The following is a 19,278-nucleotide window of genomic DNA, read 5'->3' as shown; positions in this document are numbered from 1 at the left end:
TCGCATCGAAATGCGATTTTTTTACTGTGGAGAATTACTGAACAGAATGAACCAATTGTAGTTTCTTTAAAGAAATTGTATATACAGATGATTGATTTGTTTTTGGATTGAAATAAGCAATAAGCAGGCTGTCATCACTTTTAAACTTACCGTTTGTCAGTTGGATCGGTATCGTTTCAATCATCGTGTGTTTGTGCAATTCCTTCTCATTCAATTTGAGAGAGGCGAACTCTTGTGATACTAATAATGGATTCTCAGCCAACATCTTCAAATAATGAGATTGCTCTTGTTTTGATAATGAAAAGTCCCACCAAGTTTTCCGTGGCTTATGTTTATGGTTTTCGAAATAATCAACCATCATTAACGAGCGAATCGTCTCCAAATTAGTCTTTGTTTTTCGAGCATTTAAAAACTCGTCAAGTCTTCTAAATAAATCTTCTAATTGATGACCAATCCGAGCCCATCCGCGTTTGTCCCAATAATCACCAAACTCTTGGAAGAAGTCGAAGGCAGAACTGAATTCATGCTCGACTAAATATTCGACGGTTCGATCCATTCGATGATCATTCCAATATTTTTCAAGTACATCTTCTACTCGTTTGATCCGAATAATTTCATCAAAGGTCAAGACGTTATTCTTTAATATTTCGTATGGTGAATGATCCATATAAACATAATCATGCTGATCGGCGCGAAGCCTGAGTCCAGTCCCACGTAGCATCTTTAAGAACCCTAACTGCAGTTCTTCTGGACGCATGGCGAATACATCATTAAACGTATTTCGAAAAGATTGATAATCTTCTTCAGGTAAACCAGCAATTAAATCTAGGTGCTGGTCAATTTTTCCACCTTCTTTGACCATTGTTACCGTTCGTTTTAACTTTTCGAAATTTTGCCGGCGCATAACAAGTTCATTTGTAGCATCATTTGTAGATTGGACGCCGATTTCAAAGCGGAAAATTCCAGGAGGTGCATGCTCATTTAAATAAGAGAGGACCTCTGGTCGCATAATATCTGCTGTAATTTCAAATTGAAACACACAGCCTTGGTGATTCTCAATAAGAAAACGGAAAATCTCAAGTGCATAATCTCTTTTAATATTAAAGGTACGGTCAACAAATTTAATTAGCTTCGCGCCACTCTCTATTAGAAAAAGAAGATCGGATTTGACTCGGTCAATGTCTACATATCTTACACCAACTTCAATGGATGATAAACAAAATTGACAACTATAAGGACAGCCGCGACTTGTTTCAAAATAGGTTACTCGCTTTGCTAAGCCATCTAAATCTTCATCAAAACGATAAGGAGTTGGAACGTCATCAAGCTTCAACTTTGGTCTTGGAGCCGTAATGATGACTTCTGAATCTTTACGATAAGCTAGGCCAAACACCATATGGTATTTTTGGCTGCTGCTAATTTCTTCGAGCAACTGTTTAAATGTTTCTTCACCTTCTCCAATAACGATAAAGTCAACATTTTCTAGAGTGTGTAACCATTCTTTTGTATCATAAGAAACTTCAGGACCGCCAAGAACAATTTTTGTATCGGGCAGGACTTTTTTAAGCATATTAATTACTTTTATCGTCTCTTCTATGTTCCAAATATAACAGCTAAAGCCAATCACATCTGGCTTACGATCATATAGATCAGACACAATGTTCATCACTGGGTCTTTAATGGTATATTCGACCATCTCTAATGGGAAATCAGGTTCAGCATATGCTTTTAGGCAACGTAAGGCTAAGCATGTATGAATATATTTTGCATTCAACGTCGTGACGACGGTTTTCATTTTGTACCCCTCAATTCTTTGCATTCATTACAAACTGTATCATACCATACTTCAACGCTGAACTTAAATGAGGGAAAAATGACAAACAAAAAGGATGACTGTGTAAGTCATCCTTTTTGTGACTAATTTAATTTTTCGTAATCCTCAAGGCTTTCTGCAACAACCGGTACACTTGTATCGATGTGACCAAATAATTCAGGATGGATTTCTCCATCTACAAGAATTTGTGTTTCATTAAATCCAAATTGTTTCATAGCTAACGCAATTTGCTGCAATAACATGTGTTCTGTTCCAGCGCCTACATTCGCTTGTAGCAATTCTTTAGAAAAAGAAGCATGTGCAACTCCTGCGATTTCTTCTACTGATAACACTTGCACGCCTTCAGGGAGAAGGGAAGCAAGTCCTTCTTCTGTTGGTCCAGCAATCCAAGATTCAAGTGTAGCCTTGAAAAGTTCGTCATCACTTACTTCTAATTGACGTTCGACTCTATACATGTCCATTACTTGGTCATCAGAAAAGACCAACTCAATAGGAGTGACATTCGTTTCCTCTACGACTTCATCCTCTTCAGAAGTAGCAACTTCATCTTCTGTTTCTTCAACAGGTTCAGCTGGCTCTTCAACAACTTCTTCTTGGCTTTCTTCATTGGTGGCATTTTCATCTTCTTCTACCAAATCACTGTTTTCTTCAGTTTCAATTTCATCAGCGGTTTGAGGGTCTTCGTTACTAACGGCACCTTGTCCACATGCACCAAGAATAAGGATAAATAACCCTAGTAGTATAAGAAACATCCAATTTTTTTTCATATTCAATCCTCCTTGCTCTCGTAAAAGCACTATCAATTCTATCACTTAAATTCTACATCATTCATGTTGAATTTCAATGACTATTTTCAGTATAGGTAAAATAGACTAGAAAAGTTGAAGGTTACTAATAATGGTTTCAAATGAACATTAAAGAAAAAAATGGTACAATAATTGAAAGATTACTGAGGAAGGAATTTTGCTGATGCCACAAACAAAAGCTTTCCGTATTGGGTATGGAATAGTGCTTATCTTCATTATTATTTATTTAGGTTCTTTAATTGATTGGGTGTTCAAGCCAATTGTTGTGTTGGTTCAAACATTATTTGCGCCAGTTATTCTTGCTGGAGTTCTCTATTACTTGCTTCGCCCCTTTGTCAATTTATTGGCAATTAAATTGCCAAGAGCAATCGCCATTTTAATTCTTTATTTGGCTGCGATTGGTATTATAACATCGTTGGTGCTACTGATTGGTCCTGAATTACAGAAGCAATTTCATAGTTTTACTCGGAATATGCCTGTTTTTATTAATGAGATACGTGATATGTTTATTAATCTTCAAGCAAATGAATATGTTTCTCGATTTCAGGAGGGAGAGAATTTCTCCATAGAAGAACTGTCGATGGAATTTGCGAATTACTTAAATAATTTTGTGTCGAACATTGGACATAATATAGCATCATTAATCGGCTTTATCGCAAATGCATTGCTTATTATTGTTATCATTCCATTTGTATTGTTTTATATGTTAAAAGAAGGAGAAAAGGCACCAAATCAACTTTTGAAATTGTTACCTGAAAAAAGGCAAAATGAAGGTCGAGAAGTGCTTAGAGCTATGGATGTTGCCTTAAGCTCCTACATCCAGGGCCAAATTATTGTGAGTATATGTGTAGGAATCCTAGCCTATATTGCTTTTTTAATTATAGGATTGGACTATCCACTTGTTCTTGCTTTAGTTGCGATGTTTACAAATGTGATTCCTTTTATCGGCCCTTGGATTGGAACGATTCCAGCTGTAATCGTTGGTTTGTTACATTCTCCATTTATGGCTTTATTGGTTATTGCTGTTGTAGTTGTTGTTCAACAAATTGAGAGTAATTTGATTTCTCCTCAAGTCATGGGAAGAAAGCTGCAAATTCACCCATTGACAATTATCTTTTTGCTTCTCGTTGCGGGGAGATTTGCAGGGTTACTTGGGTTATTAATAGCTGTTCCAACTTATGCAGTTTGTAAAGTATTAGTGTTGCACATTTATCGATTATGGTTACTAAGAAATACCACTATTGATTAAACTAAGGTAAGATAAAAAGGAGAAAAGAATATTGGATGAGGTGATGATGTGGCATTTGAACAAGATGGCATTAAACAAGTTGAAGTAGAAGAACTAAAAGAATTAGTACAGAGCGATTCAAAGGATTTGATGATTATTGATGTTCGAGAGGTGGAAGAATATGAAGAAGCTCATATTCCAGGTCTGCCTTTAATTCCCATGCAGACGATCCCAATGGTAATGGATCAATTAGATAAAGAACAATCGTATCTATTTGTATGCCGTAGTGGAAGTCGTAGTCAAAATGTAGCTTTGTATCTTCAAAATCAGGGCTTTAAAAATGTACAAAACTATTTTGGTGGAATGTTAGCTTGGGATGGTGAAGTTCAGAGTGGTCCAGAATGGATTGTAAAAGATGTGAAAGAGTTGAAGTGATATAGCGTTAGGGGTGTCCTTAAAAGGTGAGAAAGATCCTTTAAGGGCACCCTTCTTTGATTATTAACTACAGGTGGTCTGTTTTTTTGGAGTACGAATGTTTTCCATGTTCAGCATTTTCATGGGCTTGCTCATTTTTTTGACGATTTAATGCATTGTTGTCTTTTTTCTTTTTATTGTTATCACCTGTTCGAGACATAAAACCTCACCTCTTTTCGTCATTGTTCACCTATAGATTGTCCGAAAAGAGGATTCGATATGATGAGGGCACTGAGAAAAAAATTTAAGTTTAGTTATGATAACAGCGGGTAAAGTTTACTATCATACGAAAAAGGTGGAGATAAAAATGGCAAAGAAGACAATGATCGCAGTTGCAACGGCAGCGGCAACAACTTTTTTACTTAATAAAAAAGGCATACGGGCCAAAATTACTCAAACCACAAACAATATGTATGACAAGGTAACAGGAAGAAAAAAGAAAAAAGAATGGGAATCACAAGTGAAAATTGGACATTCGCATCCCCATGATTATGAGGATAATAAGATGGTTGGAGAAGGAGCATTAACAAGTATTCAGCATTATAATCAAAAGCAGCAAAAGAATGGTTAATGGTTAATGGAAGGGATTAAAAGGAGTTTACTTGCCTAACCATGATTCCAACGGTGTACGCCTGTTTTGAGGAACAACTCATAACAGGCGTTTTTCGTTATGGAAAAGGAACTGAAGAAGTCCTTTTAGTAGATTCTAGGAAGCCGCAACGGTTCCGCTTATCGCTTAACATGTCACTGGAAATCGTACCTTTTCAGTAGCCTCTTATGGAATGTATTGAGACCCTTCTGTAATGGTGAAAGGTAAAATTAGTTGTGTGAAGTCTAAGATTTTGGTAATCTGAACTAACAAAAATTGGACATGCTAGTAGTAGAAAAATTGTTTATAGAAGGATGGAGAACTAAATGATTACGATAAAAAATGAAACCATTGCTGAAGTACCAGCGTTACATGTAGTGAAAGACTTATATCAATTAGAACAAGACATTCCAACGATTTTTTTCTTTCACGGATTTACAAGTGCAAAGGAACATAATTTACATGTTGCCTACTTATTAGCTGAAAAAGGGTTTAGAGTTATTTTACCAGATGCAATGTATCACGGTGAACGTTATGATACTAGTTCAGGAGTGAGTCGGGACCTTGCTTTTTGGGAGATTATTTTAACATCTATTCATGAGTTAGGTGTAATGAAAGGAGAGTTAGTGGACCGTGGAATGATTAACGGAGACAAGATTGGTGCCATTGGTACGTCTATGGGAGCCATAACGATGTTTGGCGCACTAACACAATATCCTTGGATTCAAACGGCTGTTTCATTCATGGGAACCGCATATTATGAAGCCTTTGCTCATGGCCTGATTCATAACGCGGAGAATCGCGGTCTAACGATTGAAGAGAAGATGAAAGAAGAAGTCTTAAGGAAAATAAAACCGTTTGATTTATCAACACAGTTAGATAAACTTGAAGGCAGACCGTTATTTATTTGGCACGGGAAGGACGATCAAGTTGTTCCTTATTCATTATCTGAAAAACTATATGAAGAGCTCTTGGCCAACTACGAAGACACCCCAGACAAACTTCAGCTTCTTGCCGAAGAGAAAATTGGTCACAAAGTTTCACGAAGTGCCGTACTGAAATCAGTAGATTGGTTTATTCAGCACTTACAAACAAAGGTGTCTTCTTAATAGACATGAGATCAAGAACACTACAAGAAGTTCAAAAGATTATTGTTATTGTCGTCGGTGCTTTGTTTTTGGCTGCAGGCTTAAATTTCTTCTTAATACCAGCCAATGTTTTTGCAAGTGGGTTTACTGGGGTAGCTCAATTACTTGCGACAGTGATCCCTCTTTCAACAGGGATTATGCTCTTTATCCTTAATATCCCTGTGGCGATTTTAGGATGGTTAAAAATTGGAAAGAGCTTTACCGTATACAGCTTTGTGAACGTTGTACTTACAACATTCTTTCTAGAAATATTGCCAGTATGGGCATTTTCACCAGATATTTTGCTAAATGCTGTATTCGGTGGGGTAATCTTGGCATTTGGAGCTGGTATAACTTTGAAATGGGGCGCTTCCTCTGGCGGACTGGATATAATTGCGTTAATATTATCAAGAGTGAGTGATCGCCCTGTGGGTGTTTACTTTCTTATTTTAAATAGTATTATTGTTATTACAGCTGGATTGCTATTTGATCCAGAACAAGCTCTTTATACATTAGTTGCTTTGTATGTCTCTTCACGAGTGATCGATGCAATCTATACTCGGCATGTGAAATTAACTGCTATGATTGTTACGAAACAAGCTGAGGTGTTAAGGGAGGCCATTCATGAACGAGTGACGCGGGGAATTACAAGAATTCCAGCAAAAGGCGGCTATACGTATGAAGATAAAGAAATTTTAATGATCGTTATTACTCGTTATGAATTATATGAATTGAAGAAAGTCATTCAAGAAATAGACCCTAATGCTTTTACGAACATTGTAGAAACTGCCGGGATATTCGGTTTCTTTCGAAAAGAATAATAGAGGTGATTGAATTGAAAAAATGGATATGGCTTTTGTCTGTACTTATGTTTCTTAGTGCTTGTGGACAAGGGGCAAATGCACCTCTTTCAAATGGTGAAGGAGATGAGGAATTGGAAGATTCAAATTGGCTATTTTCAGTGGAAACAGATCAACTTTCAAATGAGTTAGTTGTAAAGCTTGCCGTAACAAATAACCAGGAAGAAGCATCTTCGATTGATTTTTCTTCTGGACAAAAGTATGAACTAGTATTACTTGATGAGAATGGGTCAGAAGTATATAGATATTCGGAAGGGAAAATGTTCACGATGGCTCTTGTACATGAGACGTTTGAACCAAATGACTCAAAAGAATTTGAAGAACGAATCAACATCGAAGATCTCCCTAAAGGGACATATACATTAGAAGCGCAGTTTATTCTTGCCGCAATTGATGGTGAAACATGGACTGAGGATGGGACATTTCAGAAACAAGTTACTGTTGAAATTCAGTAAGGAAAAGAAGTTGGTTGATAAAGAGCAGTTCAGGATTAAGGGGTATAAAGTAAAAAACATAATTTCTCTAAATTCTAGCAAAATTAACAAGGAAAACGCATTGGTTTTGGACAATGCGTTTTTTTTATGAGTGCGGATCCTTATTCCGCTATTTTTTCACAAATATCTGGTTTGATCCATGTGTACGGTTCCGTTATTTGTTCGTTTCGACGCTTTATTAGGTTGATTTTGAACGGTTAACGGAACCAGGAACCATTTCAGTCCTTATTGAACAGCTTTCCGTTTAGTGGAAGAAGGATCCGTTTCGGTGATCTTCCGCTTGTTTCATTAACTAGAAGGATAGTGTAGTACCATAACCATACTTCTTAAAGGTTGGTGTGGTTGCCCCACCTTTTTAATGCTTCTTCTCGGATTGCTTTTTTTAATGCCTCATATTCTTCGTTTTCTGATGGTGCAACATTCGCTTTTTTAGCAACGGGAGTGTCACTAGCTCCATGCCAAAAAGTCGATGTAGCATTATTTGTCTCTTTCATTTATGATTACTCCTTCCGTACTGGAATGGTGAGTTGGATCAATTCAATGATTTCGTCATTTGATAATTCAGTGACTCGTTGCTCGCCCGCAGCTAGAATTTGATCGGCTAATTCTTGCTTTTGCAAAAGCATTCGATCAATTCTTTCTTCAAGCGTACCTGTTGTCACAAGCTTATGGACGGTTACATCCTTTGTTTGCCCAATTCGATAAGCACGATCGGTCGCTTGATTTTCAACAGCTGGGTTCCACCAACGGTCGTAATGAATGACGTTTGTAGCAGCGGTTAAGTTAAGGCCAACGCCTCCAGCTTTAAGTGAGAGTACAAAAAAGTTGATATTCTCATCGGTTTGAAATGCTTCTATCGCGTCTTGTCGTTTCGTTCTCGTTAGGCTTCCATGTAAAAATGGAACCGTTTGATTATATCGTTCTTCCAAGTCAGAGGCTAACAACGATCCCATTTCTTTGTACTGAGAGAAAATCAGGACTTTTTCCTTGTTGTAATAAAGACGTTCAATCAGCTTTAGAAACTCATCCCATTTTCCGGATTCATGTTCTTTTATGGAACGCTCCTTCAGGAAATGAGCTGGGTGATTACAGATTTGTTTTAATTTTGTAAGGCTTCTTAGGATGAGGGCGCGCCTTTCGAAAGCTGTTACCTCTTGTAATCTTGTTACAATGTCATCCACAACTGCTTGATACAAAGCTGCCTGTTCGATAGAAAGATGGACATGGTGAATTTTTTCCTCTTTTTTAGGAAGCCCTAGCTGCAAAGTTTCATCTGACTTTTTTCGTCTTAAAATAAGTGGATGAATTAATTTTTGCAGCTTTTTAAGCTGATTCTCGTCTTGATCTCGTTCGATTGGTCTCATGAAGCTTGCTTGAAAATCCTGGTACGAACCTAAATATGAAGGGTTTAACACATCAAGCAACGACCAAAGTTCTCGTAATCGATTCTCAATAGGTGTCCCTGTTAAAGCAATGCGATGGACTGCTTGAAGTTTCTTGATGACTCGTCGTTGCTTTGTTTCTACATTTTTAATGTGTTGCGCTTCATCTAGTATCAATCCATTCCAGGTGGGCTGCAAAAAGAGTTCGCTGTCCCTAACGACTAATTGATAGGAGGTGATAATAATATCCCATTTTGATGATTGTAATTCTTCCTCGTTAAGACGTGTAGCACCATGGTGAACAAATACACGAAGTGATGGAGCAAATTGTTCACATTCTTTAACCCAATTGTAAAGGAGAGATGTCGGGCATATAAGTAAAAATGGTACAGATGGTTTTCCAGCATTTTGCTGCGTTTTAAGAACAAAGAGCATATAGGCGATCGTTTGTATTGATTTCCCTAGTCCCATGTCATCTGCTAAGCAACCACCAAATCCACTTCTCCTTAAGTGAGCAAGCCAAGACACTCCTTCATGCTGGTATGGTCTAAGCTCTCCTTTTAATTCATGAGGAATATCGATTAAAGAAGGCGAAGTGGTGTAAAGCTCTTTAATGGATTCGGTCAGTTCTTGTCCCCATGAAACGTCAAAGTCTATATCTGTATCATTGTCCGTTTCGTCATCAAACTGGTCCAGACGCCAAGCTTCTAAATAGGATGCACCCTTTTGGATGCCCTCTAAATAATCTAATAACTTATCAGCCAAGGAGCGGTCCCAAGACATCCATTCCCCATTTGAATAAAGAAAGGGACGCTGTCCATCAACAAATTCCTCGAACTCTTTCCTACTAATTTTTTGATCACCTAAAGCGATATCAAAAGTGAATGAAGCAACGCTTTGCCAATCTAGCAGAGGTTCACTCGAAGCGCTGTTTCGTTCTGGTTGTTGCATCGTTAGTTTCACACGTGGTTTCTTCTTTTCTGTCATCCAACGAGGTACGATTAAATGAAAACCGATTTGTTCAAGCAAATCATCGGAACGAGTAAATAATTGATAAGCCTCTTCTGGTTCTAGAAACAATGTTGGTGCTGAAATTCTTAATGGCTTTAGAATTTCGAGTACATCTTGTGCTTTTTTTAAGTCAACTTTAAGTTGGGCAATGGGGTTCTCACGCCAAGGGTGTTCGCCTTTTTGTAACTGTTCCATTTCAACCATAAGCGAAGGGCGCTTTCGGTCGACCATACATAGAGATACTTTCCAGTCTCCATCTTTAGAATCTGGTTCTTGCAATGCCAGCCCGGAAATAAATGGTTTGGTTTGAATCAGCCCAATTTGTTGTTGGAATGCTTCTTTTGAAATGGGCGCTTCCACTTTTCCTGTTTCTTTTAATTGGGTGACAAGTGGCAACCATTGGTCGTTTAATGATTTTTGCCAAACGGAATATGTAGATAGAACATCGGCTTGTTGAAGCAATTGACGTATCATTGCATCAGATAGCAATGTGACAATCTCTTCAATTTGCGCCGTTTCTTGAATTCCTTTTGTTTTATTTTGAATATAGCTCGTGTTTTCCCGAATAGCTCTCCCAGCTAAAGGAATGTAGTCGAGCCATGCATCATAGGGGAACTGTTCAAGTTGCCACTGTCCTGATGGAGTGGGTGAAAAAGCGCCATCTATAATGAATTTCTGCACGTTTTCAAAAAGCTCCATCCACTTTAAGAAATCTGGTGCTAGCTCGAAGTCTGTCTCTTCTTTCCATGTTTGAAACAGAGGAAGATAGTTGACAAGCATATCTATAGAAAAAATCAGCCCTTCTATAGGAAAAGAGTATTGATTCATATTTTCCTGGGCTTGATAGACTGTCATCTCACCAGCTAATGATTTGTAAACTCTATTATGAATGGGAACGTCAATAATCGCTTTTTCTGTATCAATAAATGTTCCGTAAAATGATGTTTGATCAAATTGAAACAACCGCAGCTTCAGTTCAAATGGTGAATGCAAGAAAGGGTACTGAAAATTAACAATTTGGTCAAAGCGAGATGTAGGTGGTCGTTCTCCCCATATGAAGAAAGATTCATGTAGCCATCCACCATGTATGATGATTTTAGAGGTCAATTCGCTTCAACTCCTCGACGAACGCTCGGTACGTTCGGTACATTTTCTTTAATTTACTAACATATTGCCTGAAAAGGATTTGATCTTGTTCACTTTCATATAATTCATGAAGTTCCTTTAAATAAAGAGCTGCTTGTTCATAATAAACCCGTGATTTTTTTTCAACTAGCCTCACAATAAATTGATGATAAACCGGTCTTGCTAACTTCTTGTCATAAGTGGTTATGGCATTTAATAGTTCTATCTTTTCTTCGCGTAATCTAAGAGGATCACGCTCATGCTTCAATAAATATCGAACAGCTAATTCATATTTTTCAAACATAAGAAGAAGCTTCTCATATGTTTTTGCTGCTTCAGTTTGGTGAAGACGTTTTTCTAATTCTGGTAATAAACGCTCTACTAATGTTAGTTGTTGCTGTTTTGATAAATGTTTACTATATGTTTGAAACCTTTGAAAGTTTGGTGAAAGCAACCATCTTTCCCAAATTAATTCCTGTTCTTTTTGACTGATCGGCAAAGCAGAGTTCATTTCATCTACAAATTTTTGTAGAGATCCATATTGGTTGTTTTTCTTATGAGGAAACAAGGCATGAAACCATTGTTTCATCGTTCGCCAACGCCCTCTTTCCTTTAAGATTTGGAAATGGGAAGTTACATCTTGCTCGCCAAGTGCAGATACATGCTTTTGGAGTAACATGAGTGATGTTACTTCCTTTCCCGATAGTAAAGCCACATAACTATAAGTAAGAACAAGATGACGTGAGCATGAAGCAATCTCAATCTTTTTTGACAATCGGACATATATATATTCAATATGCTCTGCCCGAATTTCATAAAGCATTTTTTGGAGGAGAGGAGGCCATGGAGCATATTGGTCTTGCTGGTCCTTAATAACGAGAGCTATTAATTTTGAAAGAAATTGCCTGTATAGATTTGTTTGTATTGTTTGCAAAACCTCGATGATTTCATGAGTAATAGACTGAAAAAAATATATGAATCGTCGTTCGTACTCATGAGTATTTTTCCCCCTAAGAGACAATGTATATATTCCATTCATGTAAACAAGGAAGCATAATAACGGATCTTTGCGTATTTTTTTTACACGTGTTTTAGCATCGGTGCATACTGACTCGAGATTACGGTTATTGACATATCTTGATGATGTCAATAGTTGGTATGTATGGTTAATATCTTGTTCCATTTCAAGATATAACTCTGCCTCTTCTGGAAAAAGCGAGCTATTCATAGTGAGTCTCACCTCTTTTTAGAAAATTCCATTCTTTCATTGTATCTTTTTCAGAAACAGAAGAAAAGCGAACAGGCTAATTAGCGAAGAATTTCCTTTTGATTAAAGAAGATGGGATCACAAAAAGGGCACTGAAAAAAGGTTTATGTTTCCTTTTCCAAGTACCCCTCTTGCTTTAATTATTATTATTCTTAAACAAAAACAGATAAGAGCATGAGCATCACTATACTGCTCATGACAACTATGATAAGGTTGGCACCTAGATAGGCTACAATAACAGCCGTTATTCCGCCGATGATTCCGTACCATATATTTTCGTGTACGGTTAGGATACCAGGGAAGATTAATGCGCCTAATGCAGCGTAAGGAACATTGCGCAAAATAGCTTGGACCCAAGTTGGAATTCGTTCAATATCTAAAAATACTAGCGGAAGCATACGAGGGATGTATGTTACAAGGGCCATCCCAGCGATGACAAACATCATATTCATGCTCATTTGGCGTCACCACCTTTTCTGTTGACAAGTTCAATTCCTGCTGAGGCTAGGAGTGTCGCGATAATAATGGACCAGCCACCTGGTAGAAATAATGAACATACACTATTGAATATAGCGGCACTAACAGCGAGAAATACGACTTTTCGATGCTTTTTTAATGATGGCATCAACAGCGCAATAAACATGGCATACAGTGCGATAGTCATGCTTTGCTGAAGAGTAGCTGGTAAGATTGTACCGACAAAATAACCGATACCGGAATTAATGACCCAACTTATGTAAGCAATGGTTGCAACCCCCACAACAAATCCAGTTTTTACTCGTCCTTCCTGAGTGGTTGTCACTGCAAATACTTCGTCAGTAATACCAAATGAATATAGAGCTTTAATGATGGGGTGGTCATCTTCAATTCGTTCACGAACAGAGGCACTCATAAGCAAGTGGCGAATATTAACGATAAAAGTAGTGAAGATAATTTCAAATGCTCCTGTACCAATAGCGATTAGGTTTAAAGCCATATATTGGGCAGCACCCGCATAAACAAATAAACTCATGGCCATCGTCTCTATAAATGTTAAGCCAGTGGCCTTAGCGAGCAAGCCAAACGTTAAAGCAGCCGGTAAATAACCTATGGCAATACTAAAACCAGCTATTAGTCCACGAGAAAAAGAGGTTTTTTGATTCGATAATACAGTAGTTGACATAAGCGGCTTCCCTTTCTTTCACATAAACTTACCTTTAATTGGAGATTATTAACAATATGATTGTATGTTAAAGTTTTGATATCAACAAGTATTTTGGTCTATTCTTTGGAAAAATTGCTTGAAATCAAAGGTTACTAGGAGAGTAAAGAGGGGGCCCGAAAAAATGCAAGCACGTTAGTAGTGCTTGCATTTTTCGCTGCATTAGAACAGCGAAACAAGTAATGATTTATTTGATTTTTGGGGGTTAAAGCAGCTGTTCCACTTGCTCGCGTCTTGTCAGCAGCTTTTTAAGTTTCTTTTTGTGAGAATCAATTAGCCATTCATCTGCGTCAATTAATGCTTCGTGTAATTCCATTAATACATAGTCAATTTCTAAATTCATCATATTGTATATCGTACGTGGCTCAAGTGATTTCCCATCATCTTTGTACTGAATCATCGATCCATTTCGGTTCATCATGACCTTTTCACTCCCATCAATTTCGATCATCGACTCAATATCACCTGATTGGTATGAAGTAATATAGAGAGGACCTTCTGTGGAACGTTTGACAATGCCATTGCCTTTTTCATGTTGAAGTAGTTTTTCAAGTGAACTTGCTAACACATCATCATAAACATGAAGACTGTCAGCTGAAAGGGTGAGAAATTCAGTATTTCGAATAAAAGGGAGTTCATGGACTGAATCCTCTAGTTCGATCATGAGGTAAATGGTTTTTGCATCATAGCGCCAAAAGAGAGAGTAATGCTGGCTCATCATTCTTTTAATAAACTGGTGCAGCGCTGGTTTAGATAATTCGATATAGACATCGGAAAACTCCACTTCAACAAACGAATCTCTCATCATATGGACACACACTCCTTTGACAGCTTCGCATTGATAAGGTTATGGTTGCTATATCATATGTAGAATAATCAGAAAAAAGAAGTAAAACGCCCAGTTTCAGGAGAAATGGGCGGGAGAAATTATATTGAGTGGGGCTTATCAAAAAGGGCGAGAACCTTTTGGAAGTTATTCTTAGAAGAAGTGCGATGGCTCCGCGCCCGTGCGCCCAAAGGAGAAGGCCGCTCCTTTGGGCTTAAAAGAAGACGTCGGCTCCGCCCATCGCAAGAAAAACCACCAAAAGAAAAACCACCAAAAGGAAAAGCGCCTTTTGGTGGTTTTTCTAAAACCTAGATCCGTATCTTTTGGAGATGATATCGTAGAATCCTAGTGAGTTATATAACGCTTTTGTGGCTTCGTTGTTAATGCCTGTTTCGAGTTCAATTCCTTTAATTTCTTTTTGTTCTGCCCAGTAAATGACCTGTAGGAGGATTTTTTTGGCGATACCTTGGTTTCGATGTTCCTTATGAACGTATAAATCATTTAACCATATATAGTGGCCGCCCTTATCAATGCTTAAAGCGATATTTAAAAACGCAGCTCCGACTATGGTGTTTTCTTTTTCAGCGATAAAAATATGAGCTTGTGAATCTTCTTTCAATGCTAGGTTAATAGTTTTAGTTAATTGATCGTAAGCATTGGCAGGGCCAATGGGCTCCATCTGTCCCATGAATAAATCGGCAATACGTCGTTTTAATTGGATATCTGCTTCTTTATCCACCTCATACACCTTTACCATTTTCCAAGTTCCCCCTAGAATATATACCTTATAGATTATAAACCAAGCGTAACATAAATCGCACAATGTGAGTAGAGAATATTAAAATGGTTTTATGAAAGAAGGGGCTGTCTGAATAGTCCGGAATAGTGGGGAGTGTGGCTCCGGTCTCGTGAGGAGAACTCCAATCCACAAGGCTTTTAAAAGGGCAAAAGGGATGTCCAAAAACGACATCCCTTTAGTGTTATAGTTCCTCTTGGTACATCTTTTGTAGATGCTCTTGCATTTGAACGAGTTGATCTTGTTCTGCAGGAGTTGAATGGGTAAAGGCCGAATGGAGAGCGACTTTGGCACGCTGTAATTCCTTAAGCACGGCCTCTTGTTGGATTTCTGTTTCTGCGACTAATGAGAGTAGTTCAAATCTTGCAACCGATTCTCTGGCTTCTTGAAAACTAGGATGATGCTCCATTAGTTTCTGACCTCATCTGGTTTTTTTCATCGAGACGCTCGGCTTTTTCAAGGGACATATCGCCCATCGTCATGACGTCTATCTCGGATTGATTCGCTGGTTGAACTGAATCTTTCCTATTTTGAACCATTTGATTTGATTGTGATCTCTTTCTCATTCGCTTAACTCCTTTTATTAGAATGAATGTACGTTTCTAACTTCCCCCAATGCTAGAAATTCATTCTATTGGATCAGCGTAAATTTAAGGCTTCTTCTAAATATGTCGCAACACCATCTTCTTCGTTTGATAGCGTGATGGAATTTGCAAGTGATTTAAGTTGATCGATGCCATTTGCCATCGCTACTCCTTGACCAGCATATTCAATCATTTCAAAATCATTGTCCTCATCTCCAAAAGCGATAATTCGTTCTCTAGGAATCTGATAAAAATCAGCGACCTTTTTTAACCCTACTGCCTTGTTCATCCCTGCTTTTACAATTTCAATAACATTCCACGGGGCGCCCCAAACACGTTGGTCAATGACTTCGGCATGTGCATCCACAAGGAGATTACGAAGTTCTTTAACATGATGATCCTGTGGATGGATCAATACACACGTAGGGTCTTCTTTTAGAATATGTAATAGGTTTCCATGATCAACTGGATTTTGACCTGAAAGAAACGTTTCTACAAACACTTCATCAAAATTCCGTAAGTAAAAGTCATCGATTACTTCAACCATGATATTGCTAACGTTAAATGCCTCACAGGTTTCTATGACGGTTTTTGCTGTTTTTAAATCAAGAGGGGAATGATATGTACCGAAACTTTTGTCGTGTGGATGGTGTACAAAAGCTCCATTAAAATTCACAATAGCTGTATTAAGATTTAATTCTTGGTAATACTGACTGCTAGCTCGATACGGGCGTCCAGTTGAAATCGTAACAATATGACCTTCATCTCTCGCCTTAGCTATCACTTGTTTCGTGCGTGGGGTGATGGTCTTTTCGTCGGTTAGTAAAGTTCCGTCTAGATCAAGTGCGATTAAATGTTGTGTTGACATCAAATCTTCCTTTCTATAAAAAGTTAAAGTACTAGCTGAGTAATGATGAATTCCATTATTGAACAATCTATCCTATAAAATTTCTGTATTCGTTCAAATATTAACGAACAGATCTATGTTATGATAGACATGCTTTTAATAGTAATATCTCCAAGAAGGAGGGAAAGCAGTGACTGTATTATTTGAAAACTTTGGCTTTCGTGCTTTGTGGACACCAGAGTTATTCCTAGGATTACTTATGATTGGAATCCTCTATTTTTTACTCGTTACGAAATGGCGAGATCGTTTTAAAGAAGCAACTCCTGTGCGATCGAGACAAAAAGTATATTTTGTCTTAGCGTTGCTCGCACTATATATTGGTTGGGGTAGCCCTTTATATATTGCAGGACATATTATGATAAGCTTCCATATGACGCAAATGGTGTTTGCTTACTTCATTGCTACACCACTTTTTTTATTAGCCATTCCGTCGTGGTTCTTCCAAGCAATCATTGACCGTTTTCGTTCACCGATTACCGAGCGAATTTTTCGTGTGATATGGAGTCCGATTGTAGCATTGTTTTTATTTAATGGACTTTTTTCATTTTATCATGTCCCGTTTATGTTTGATACTTTAATGCAATCTGTGATTCTGCATAGTCTTTACGAATACTTATTGTTATTTGCATCTGCATTAATGTGGTGGCATATGATTGCGCCGCTTCCAAGTGCATTTCCTTTATCTGATTTACGTCGAGTAGGGTACATTTTTGCAAACGGGATCTTAATAACTCCTGCATGTGCGTTAATTATTTTTGCACCTACAACCCTTTACCAAACATACACGGATCCAACAATTTGGGCACAAGTGATGGCGTATTGTTTGCCATCAGGTACCGATGTACCAATGGGGCTGCTATCTGGGCCTAACTCTTTTACATTTCTTGAAGCAAGAATGGATCAACAATTAGCTGGGGTCTTAATGAAAGTGATGCAAGAAATTACGTACGGCTTTACGATTGGGTATGTGTTTAAGCAATGGTTGAAAAAAGAAAAGCAGCAAGAGGGAACATTAACCATTAGTGATATCCCCACAGCTAAGTCGTAATTCAACGGTTGAGTAGTAGTTTTATAAGTGATGTTCTCTAAGGATATGAAGACTGAAGAATGGAATTTTTTCAGTGCCTTAGGAATAATTTCGATGTGTTTTGTAAAGAAAGAGGGATTAAAATGAAGAAAGTATTTAGTGTGATGATCCTCGCTCTCCTGCTATCAGGATGTGGTTGGGTATATCAAGTGGGTAGTGGTAATACTTCGGAATATGACTTTTCCGAAGCGCAAGCTGAAGTGGTACCATTTGAATTTACTAACCAACATGGAGAGGCTTATGGCTCAGAACAATTAGAAGGTCAGTATTGGTTAGCAAATATGATATTTACGTACTGTCCAACCGTATGTCCGACGATGACTCCGAATATGCAACGTCTTCAAGCGACCATGCAAGATGAAGGGGTAGACATGTCATTTATCTCTTTTACGGTAGACCCAGAAAGAGATACAGCAGAACAACTCTTATCGTATGGAACAAATGTAGGGGCCGATTTAGATTCTTGGCAATTTTTAACAGGGTATACACAAGAAGAACTAGCCAACTTTTCCGCAGAAAGCTTTAAAGCATTAGTTCAGGATACGGATGGAGAGGACATCATTCATAGTACGAGTTTCTTTTTAGTAGGTCCGGACGGACAAGTTATTCGTAAGTATGATGGATTACAGACAAATCAAGATTCAATCATTGAAGATTTATTAGAAACAGTTCAGAATTGAGCTCATTCTTTGACAATAAAGCGAATTACGCGTACGTTTGAAGCAATGGAGGTGAAAGAATGCAAGTTTTTAGAAAGAGATATATAACATTGGGTCTTATCATAGTAGCGCTTCTCGTTTCGTTAACTGGATGTGGCTCTGATGACGGACAAGTTGAAGGGGATCTTTCTCTTTTAAATGAGGATGGAGAAGAAGTAACACTAACGAATAAAGAACGAGCAACGGTCTTATTTCACTTTACTGAAGTTGGCTGAGGAATTTGTCAGCAGCAACTAGTTCAGTTGCAAGAAAACTTACATCTATTTGAAGACCTAGATGCCGAAATTTATGCAATTAGTACCGACAGTCCTGAAAACTCAAAAAGACTTAAAGAAGCAGGTGCTTTTACATTTACATTTTTATCAGACTCGACATTTGAAGTCCTTGAACATGTAAAGATGAAAAATGACCAAATGTCTTATCGAGGCATTAGTATTTTAGATAAGAACGGTAATTATGTGTATCATCAAGTAAATGATTTATGGGGCGATCAAATAGAGGCAACAAGCAATATTATTTATGATGAATTTGAAGGAATCAATGAATAATAGAGTAGACACTTACCAAGATAAGGTAGGTGTCTTTTTGTTGTGTCAAAGTGATTGAGAAATGACACTCAAAAAGCGAAAAGAAAGGGAGAAGGAGCGGCCGGTAGTCAATAAGGTGTATTGACTACCGAAAAGAAAGGGAGAAGGAGCGTAGGGTAGCCAATAAGGTGTATTGACTCCCGAAAAGCGAGTGAGGAGGAGTGGACGGTAGCCAATAAGGTGTATTGACTCCCGAAAAGCGAGGGAGGAGAAGTGGACGGTAGCCAATAAGGTGTATTGACTCCCGAAAAGCGAGTGAGGAGAAGTGGACGGTAGCCAATAAGGTGTATTGACTACCGAAAAACGAGGGAGAAGGAGCGTAGGGTAGTCAATAAGGTATATTGACTACCGAAAAGCGAGGGAGAAGGAGCGAA

General features: G+C 38.0%; 23 protein-coding genes. 10 read left to right on the top strand and 13 right to left on the bottom strand.

From position 1 onward, the window contains the following. Positions 1–34: 34 nt before the first annotated feature. Positions 35–1,795, bottom strand: coding sequence for a B12-binding domain-containing radical SAM protein (locus tag LQ50_RS20150; RefSeq protein ID WP_034632779.1), 1,761 nt, complete (start codon positions 1,793–1,795; stop codon positions 35–37). A gap of 122 nt (positions 1,796–1,917) precedes the next feature. Then, positions 1,918–2,601, bottom strand: coding sequence for a GerMN domain-containing protein (locus LQ50_RS20145; protein ID WP_034632777.1), 684 nt, complete (start codon positions 2,599–2,601; stop codon positions 1,918–1,920). Between the two features lie 202 nt (positions 2,602–2,803). Between LQ50_RS20145 and LQ50_RS20140 the strand changes: the two genes are divergently transcribed. Next, positions 2,804–3,889, top strand: coding sequence for an AI-2E family transporter (locus LQ50_RS20140; protein ID WP_034632775.1), 1,086 nt, complete (start codon positions 2,804–2,806; stop codon positions 3,887–3,889). Between the two features lie 48 nt (positions 3,890–3,937). Further along, complete coding sequence (locus LQ50_RS20135) at positions 3,938–4,303, top strand: rhodanese-like domain-containing protein (protein WP_034632773.1); 366 nt, start codon at positions 3,938–3,940, stop codon at positions 4,301–4,303. 67 nt (positions 4,304–4,370) lie between these two features. Here the strand turns inward: LQ50_RS20135 and LQ50_RS25040 are convergent, their stop codons facing one another. Beyond that, positions 4,371–4,502, bottom strand: a complete 132-nt coding sequence (locus tag LQ50_RS25040; protein WP_084138963.1) for a DUF3941 domain-containing protein — start codon at positions 4,500–4,502, stop codon at positions 4,371–4,373. Between the two features lie 147 nt (positions 4,503–4,649). On the opposite strand from LQ50_RS25040, the gene LQ50_RS20130 reads away from it, so the two are divergent. The 4 genes from LQ50_RS20130 to LQ50_RS20115 all read left to right on the top strand — a co-directional run bounded on the left by LQ50_RS20130 (position 4,650) and on the right by LQ50_RS20115 (position 7,373). Continuing rightward, entirely contained in the window at positions 4,650–4,913 is a 264-nt protein-coding gene (locus tag LQ50_RS20130) for a YbyB family protein (RefSeq protein ID WP_034632770.1), read from the top strand. Positions 4,914–5,257: 344 nt separating this feature from the next. Further along, a complete protein-coding gene (yjfP, locus tag LQ50_RS20125) occupies positions 5,258–6,040 on the top strand; it encodes an esterase (RefSeq protein ID WP_034632768.1) in 783 nt (260 codons plus the stop codon). A 5-nt stretch (positions 6,041–6,045) separates the two neighbouring features. After that, positions 6,046–6,879, top strand: coding sequence for a YitT family protein (locus LQ50_RS20120; RefSeq protein ID WP_034632764.1), 834 nt, complete (start codon positions 6,046–6,048; stop codon positions 6,877–6,879). 14 nt (positions 6,880–6,893) lie between these two features. Further along, positions 6,894–7,373, top strand: coding sequence for a BsuPI-related putative proteinase inhibitor (locus LQ50_RS20115; RefSeq protein ID WP_034632761.1), 480 nt, complete (start codon positions 6,894–6,896; stop codon positions 7,371–7,373). 365 nt (positions 7,374–7,738) lie between these two features. Here the strand turns inward: LQ50_RS20115 and LQ50_RS25565 are convergent, their stop codons facing one another. The 10 genes from LQ50_RS25565 to LQ50_RS20070 form a co-directional block, all read right to left on the bottom strand. After that, complete coding sequence (locus tag LQ50_RS25565) at positions 7,739–7,906, bottom strand: hypothetical protein (RefSeq protein ID WP_161784707.1); 168 nt, start codon at positions 7,904–7,906, stop codon at positions 7,739–7,741. A gap of 6 nt (positions 7,907–7,912) precedes the next feature. After that, a complete protein-coding gene (locus LQ50_RS20110) occupies positions 7,913–10,912 on the bottom strand; it encodes a DEAD/DEAH box helicase (protein WP_034632759.1) in 3,000 nt (999 codons plus the stop codon). Then, entirely contained in the window at positions 10,902–12,158 is a 1,257-nt protein-coding gene (locus tag LQ50_RS20105; RefSeq protein ID WP_034632756.1) for a hypothetical protein, read from the bottom strand. The genes LQ50_RS20110 and LQ50_RS20105 overlap by 11 nt, the downstream gene beginning before the upstream one ends. A gap of 191 nt (positions 12,159–12,349) precedes the next feature. Further along, positions 12,350–12,655 (bottom strand): AzlD domain-containing protein, encoded by a 306-nt coding sequence (locus LQ50_RS20100; RefSeq protein WP_034632754.1) that lies wholly within the window; start codon positions 12,653–12,655, stop codon positions 12,350–12,352. Continuing rightward, a complete protein-coding gene (locus LQ50_RS20095; RefSeq protein WP_034632752.1) occupies positions 12,652–13,359 on the bottom strand; it encodes an AzlC family ABC transporter permease in 708 nt (235 codons plus the stop codon). The genes LQ50_RS20100 and LQ50_RS20095 overlap by 4 nt, the downstream gene beginning before the upstream one ends. A gap of 244 nt (positions 13,360–13,603) precedes the next feature. Beyond that, entirely contained in the window at positions 13,604–14,206 is a 603-nt protein-coding gene (locus tag LQ50_RS20090) for a YkzI domain-containing protein (RefSeq protein WP_237563768.1), read from the bottom strand. A gap of 319 nt (positions 14,207–14,525) precedes the next feature. Beyond that, the gene (locus LQ50_RS20080) at positions 14,526–14,981 is read right to left on the bottom strand and encodes a GNAT family N-acetyltransferase (RefSeq protein ID WP_034632748.1); all 456 of its coding nucleotides are present in this window, start codon (positions 14,979–14,981) and stop codon (positions 14,526–14,528) included. A 223-nt stretch (positions 14,982–15,204) separates the two neighbouring features. Next, positions 15,205–15,429 carry a DUF3813 domain-containing protein gene (locus LQ50_RS20075; protein ID WP_034632745.1) on the bottom strand — a complete coding sequence of 75 codons (225 nt, stop codon included), beginning with the start codon at positions 15,427–15,429 and terminating at the stop codon, positions 15,205–15,207. Continuing rightward, positions 15,413–15,586 carry a hypothetical protein gene (locus LQ50_RS25560; RefSeq protein ID WP_161784706.1) on the bottom strand — a complete coding sequence of 58 codons (174 nt, stop codon included), beginning with the start codon at positions 15,584–15,586 and terminating at the stop codon, positions 15,413–15,415. The genes LQ50_RS20075 and LQ50_RS25560 overlap by 17 nt, the downstream gene beginning before the upstream one ends. Positions 15,587–15,659: 73 nt before the next feature. Further along, on the bottom strand, positions 15,660–16,472 hold the full coding sequence (locus LQ50_RS20070) for a Cof-type HAD-IIB family hydrolase (protein WP_034632743.1): 813 nt from the start codon (positions 16,470–16,472) through the stop codon (positions 15,660–15,662). 169 nt (positions 16,473–16,641) lie between these two features. Between LQ50_RS20070 and ctaG the strand changes: the two genes are divergently transcribed. From ctaG to LQ50_RS20050, 4 genes are all read left to right on the top strand, one after another. Beyond that, the gene (gene ctaG / locus LQ50_RS20065) at positions 16,642–17,559 is read left to right on the top strand and encodes a cytochrome c oxidase assembly factor CtaG (RefSeq protein ID WP_034632741.1); all 918 of its coding nucleotides are present in this window, start codon (positions 16,642–16,644) and stop codon (positions 17,557–17,559) included. A 122-nt stretch (positions 17,560–17,681) separates the two neighbouring features. Continuing rightward, a complete protein-coding gene (locus LQ50_RS20060; protein ID WP_034632740.1) occupies positions 17,682–18,278 on the top strand; it encodes an SCO family protein in 597 nt (198 codons plus the stop codon). A 59-nt stretch (positions 18,279–18,337) separates the two neighbouring features. Continuing rightward, positions 18,338–18,532 carry a hypothetical protein gene (locus tag LQ50_RS20055; RefSeq protein WP_034632738.1) on the top strand — a complete coding sequence of 65 codons (195 nt, stop codon included), beginning with the start codon at positions 18,338–18,340 and terminating at the stop codon, positions 18,530–18,532. Between the two features lie 3 nt (positions 18,533–18,535). After that, positions 18,536–18,865, top strand: a complete 330-nt coding sequence (locus LQ50_RS20050) for a redoxin domain-containing protein (RefSeq protein ID WP_084138961.1) — start codon at positions 18,536–18,538, stop codon at positions 18,863–18,865. The last annotated feature ends 413 nt before the right edge of the window (positions 18,866–19,278 follow it).

The sequence above is a fragment of the Halalkalibacter okhensis genome (assembly GCF_000787375.1).
Classification (GTDB): Bacteria; Bacillota; Bacilli; order Bacillales; family Bacillaceae_D; genus Halalkalibacter; species Halalkalibacter okhensis.
Note: the sequence above shows the minus strand (reverse complement) of the source record. Positions and strands in the feature narration are given on the sequence as shown.

Bases quoted from the DNA above. Each gene is read 5' to 3' on its own strand.
- LQ50_RS20150 (WP_034632779.1), bottom strand. From the start codon at position 1,795: ATGAAAACCGTCGTCACGACGTTGAATGCAAAATATATTCATACATGC.
- LQ50_RS20145 (WP_034632777.1), bottom strand. From the start codon at position 2,601: ATGAAAAAAAATTGGATGTTTCTTATACTACTAGGGTTATTTATCCTT.
- LQ50_RS20140 (WP_034632775.1), top strand. From the start codon at position 2,804: ATGCCACAAACAAAAGCTTTCCGTATTGGGTATGGAATAGTGCTTATC.
- LQ50_RS25040 (WP_084138963.1), bottom strand. From the start codon at position 4,502: ATGTCTCGAACAGGTGATAACAATAAAAAGAAAAAAGACAACAATGCA.
- LQ50_RS20130 (WP_034632770.1), top strand. From the start codon at position 4,650: ATGGCAAAGAAGACAATGATCGCAGTTGCAACGGCAGCGGCAACAACT.
- yjfP (WP_034632768.1), top strand. From the start codon at position 5,258: ATGATTACGATAAAAAATGAAACCATTGCTGAAGTACCAGCGTTACAT.
- LQ50_RS20120 (WP_034632764.1), top strand. From the start codon at position 6,046: ATGAGATCAAGAACACTACAAGAAGTTCAAAAGATTATTGTTATTGTC.
- LQ50_RS25565 (WP_161784707.1), bottom strand. From the start codon at position 7,906: ATGAAAGAGACAAATAATGCTACATCGACTTTTTGGCATGGAGCTAGT.
- LQ50_RS20105 (WP_034632756.1), bottom strand. From the start codon at position 12,158: ATGAATAGCTCGCTTTTTCCAGAAGAGGCAGAGTTATATCTTGAAATG.
- LQ50_RS20100 (WP_034632754.1), bottom strand. From the start codon at position 12,655: ATGAGCATGAATATGATGTTTGTCATCGCTGGGATGGCCCTTGTAACA.
- LQ50_RS20095 (WP_034632752.1), bottom strand. From the start codon at position 13,359: ATGTCAACTACTGTATTATCGAATCAAAAAACCTCTTTTTCTCGTGGA.
- LQ50_RS20090 (WP_237563768.1), bottom strand. From the start codon at position 14,206: ATGATGAGAGATTCGTTTGTTGAAGTGGAGTTTTCCGATGTCTATATC.
- LQ50_RS20080 (WP_034632748.1), bottom strand. From the start codon at position 14,981: ATGGTAAAGGTGTATGAGGTGGATAAAGAAGCAGATATCCAATTAAAA.
- LQ50_RS20075 (WP_034632745.1), bottom strand. From the start codon at position 15,429: ATGGAGCATCATCCTAGTTTTCAAGAAGCCAGAGAATCGGTTGCAAGA.
- LQ50_RS25560 (WP_161784706.1), bottom strand. From the start codon at position 15,586: ATGAGAAAGAGATCACAATCAAATCAAATGGTTCAAAATAGGAAAGAT.
- LQ50_RS20070 (WP_034632743.1), bottom strand. From the start codon at position 16,472: ATGTCAACACAACATTTAATCGCACTTGATCTAGACGGAACTTTACTA.
- LQ50_RS20060 (WP_034632740.1), top strand. From the start codon at position 17,682: ATGAAGAAAGTATTTAGTGTGATGATCCTCGCTCTCCTGCTATCAGGA.
- LQ50_RS20055 (WP_034632738.1), top strand. From the start codon at position 18,338: ATGCAAGTTTTTAGAAAGAGATATATAACATTGGGTCTTATCATAGTA.